Raw genomic sequence first — 2,541 nt, forward strand, 5'->3', positions numbered from 1 at the left:
GCAGCCGACAGAGAAGCGCGATGTCTTCACCCTCGGCCGGTTCGCTCAACCGCCACCAGACATGCAGCTTGTCGAGACCGTCGGGCGTGCGGCCGCCGCTCTCGACGATCAGCGTCGGTTCGCCGAGATGCCGGATGAGGTGGTCGATCTTGGCGGCGATGTCGCCCGCGTCGAGATCGACGAGAACCGTCTGCATCTGCAGGACGTCGGCGGCCTTGGCCCTGCCGGTCTCGGCGACCGTTCCCGGCACCACATAGAAGGCAGCGCCCTCTCTCGCTGCCCAGCCAGCGAAGGCGACGGATTTTTCCAGCAGGCTGTCGTCGATCTCGATCCAGGCGTTATGGGGGCGGCCCCCGCCGTGCTCCGCACGGCCATCTTCAGATTTCTTTGGGCCCTGGCCCTTGTCGACGAATCCGCGCAGCGGGACCCAGCCCTCGCAATAGCCGAAGACGACATCGAGAAAGACCGCGATCTGCGCAGGGTCCGGCTCGATCCCGAACGGATCGGCCTGGGGTGCGGCGTCGTTGAAATCTCGCCACGCGTCGAGGGAGACGATGTTGTTCTCGCTCATGCCGGCAGCCCCCAGCAGCGTTCCGCCCACGGGCACATGCGGCACTCGTGGAAATCGCGGCTGGCGGCGATGCGGGGCAGAAGCTCGCCCGCGTCGGTTGCCTGCAGGATCCGTACACCGCGGTCGGACATGCGCTGCGCGAGATCGGCGTCGAAGGGCACCAGTTCGTGGTGCAGTTCGGCCGTGTCCTTGTTGATCGCGGTGAACAGCGCCGGGTTCTCGCAAATGCCCGGGACCTGCGCTTCCATGTAGGCCTGGTAGAGTGCGGTCTGCGCGGCGTAGACGGGTTTGGCTACGACCACGCCCTTGGCAACGGTCTCGCGCCAGTTCTTCGCGTTCATCGTCTTGCATTCCCAGAGCGCCGGGGTGCGGAGACCGAGGGCGGCCGGGGCTGCGGCCACGATCCCGTCGACATGGCCACGGATGCGGCCGCCCGCGACGGAGAAGCCGAACTGATCCCCATCGGGCCGTCGAACGCATGCGTTCGACCCCTTGCGGGTGTAGAGGTCGAGCCCCGCCGCCCGCAGCCAGCGGATCGCCAGATCCTCGAGCTGGTGTCCGATCGCGAAGATCCGCAGCGTCTGCCCGCCAAAGTCCGCGCCCTCATCCTTGGGCGCGCCAGCAAACTCGAACTGCAGCGCGCGTTCGCAGGCATGCCCGAGACGGGACGCGCCGAGATAGGTCCGGGGCGGCGTGGCCTCCCGCTCGGCGATCAGCGCGGCGTCGACCAGCGCGTTGATCCGCTCGGCCATGGAGGGGCGCGGGTTGAAATCCAGCATCAGAACGGCACCTCCGCCTCGGTGCTTTCCGCCGTGGCATGCATGGCGTCCTGGAAGCCGCCGACGGCGACCTCGATGAGCGTGAGCACCTGCGCCTCCGAGAGATCGGAGAAGCGCGCCTGCCAGCCGATCTCCTCCATGATCTCGGCGACCGGCTTCATTGCGGCACGGATCGCCGCCTTCTCCTGTTCGGTGAGATCAACCATGGCCCAGCCCCCACCGCTGCCCGAGCGCGTCCAGAAGGATTGGCAGGGCATCGAGCAGAACCAGACCGATAGCCGGGGCCGTTTCGAGCGGTGCGGATCGAACCAGCCAAAACCACGGGTGGGTTGCCGACAGACAGCACAGAGCGTTCCACGCGGATGCCAGAGTCGTCGCCGGTCCTCGGCCGTGATGGGATTGAGAGTGGTCATGGCTCATGCCGCCCTCCCGATCGCTGCTTCGGGTGCGGCATCGGCCGCCCCGAAGACGAGGGAGCGGATGGCGTCGCGGTTGAAGCGAAAGGCGAGCAGCGCCGATGCCTGGTAGCGGGTGAGCCCGAAATCCTGCCGGTATTCGGGCGGCAGGAAGGCAAGCTGCCGGTCGGTGGGCGGCTGGTTCAGCCAGCGGCGCGTCTTGTGGGCGCTCTCGTCGCTCTCATGCTCGTTGAGCCAATCGTCGGCCGCCGCGAGGCAAACGGTGCGTTCGCCCACGGCCAACAGATGAGGGCGCTGCTTCTGGAGGCCTCCGATGCCGTACCAGCGGCCGTTCAGGAAGAAGACACCGCCCCAGGCATTGAAGCCGTTGGCGATGAGCGCGGCATCGTCGCCGAAGAGATCGCACCAGCGGAAACTCGACCGCTTGAGGAGGTCGATTTCGGACATTACGAAGTCGCCGAGCGGCGTGACCTCGCCCGCGTCCTCTCGCTCCCAGAGGTGACCGCACAGCGGGCATTCGGTGGTGGCGAGCGGCACGACGGCGCCGCAGTCCGGGCAATCCTTGGTCGGCGCCTCGCCGGAGGACTCGCGTCCGTTCAGATCGACGTCCTGCTCCAGCGATCCGTGCAGCAGGGTCGAGGTGCCGAAGTCGAGCACGATGCAGTCGGTCTTGACGATGCCCGGATGTTCCTCGGGCGAGATCGTGCGCAGGCCCCGGCCGACCATCTGGATCATGGTCGATTTGTAGGAACTCGGCCGCAGCAGCACGACGCAG

Annotated in this window: 4 protein-coding genes; all 4 read right to left on the reverse strand. The window is 67.2% G+C overall.

The genetic code is table 11. The features are described 5' to 3' along the window. Window positions 1-601: hypothetical protein (locus tag B4N44_RS08165; protein ID WP_296699121.1), on the reverse strand; the 601-nt coding region annotated here is incomplete at its 3' end. Beyond that, window positions 568-1,350, reverse strand: a complete 783-nt coding sequence (locus B4N44_RS08170) for a PD-(D/E)XK nuclease family protein (protein ID WP_296699124.1) — start codon at window positions 1,348-1,350, stop codon at window positions 568-570. The genes B4N44_RS08170 and B4N44_RS08165, both read right to left, overlap by 34 nt. Continuing rightward, window positions 1,350-1,763: a DUF6511 domain-containing protein gene (locus B4N44_RS08175; RefSeq protein ID WP_296699127.1), complete on the reverse strand. Its 414-nt coding sequence runs from the start codon at window positions 1,761-1,763 to the stop codon at window positions 1,350-1,352. The genes B4N44_RS08170 and B4N44_RS08175 overlap by 1 nt, the downstream gene beginning before the upstream one ends. A 3-nt stretch (window positions 1,764-1,766) precedes the next feature. After that, window positions 1,767-2,541: zinc ribbon domain-containing protein (locus B4N44_RS08180; protein ID WP_296699131.1), on the reverse strand; the 775-nt coding region annotated here is incomplete at its 5' end.

It is taken from the genome of Thiocapsa sp. UBA6158 (assembly GCF_002423035.1).
In the GTDB taxonomy this organism is placed as follows: Bacteria; Pseudomonadota; Gammaproteobacteria; order Chromatiales; family Chromatiaceae; genus Thiocapsa.

Bases quoted from the DNA above. Each gene is read 5' to 3' on its own strand.
- B4N44_RS08175 (WP_296699127.1), bottom strand. From the start codon at position 1,763: ATGACCACTCTCAATCCCATCACGGCCGAGGACCGGCGACGACTCTGG.
- B4N44_RS08170 (WP_296699124.1), bottom strand. From the start codon at position 1,350: ATGCTGGATTTCAACCCGCGCCCCTCCATGGCCGAGCGGATCAACGCG.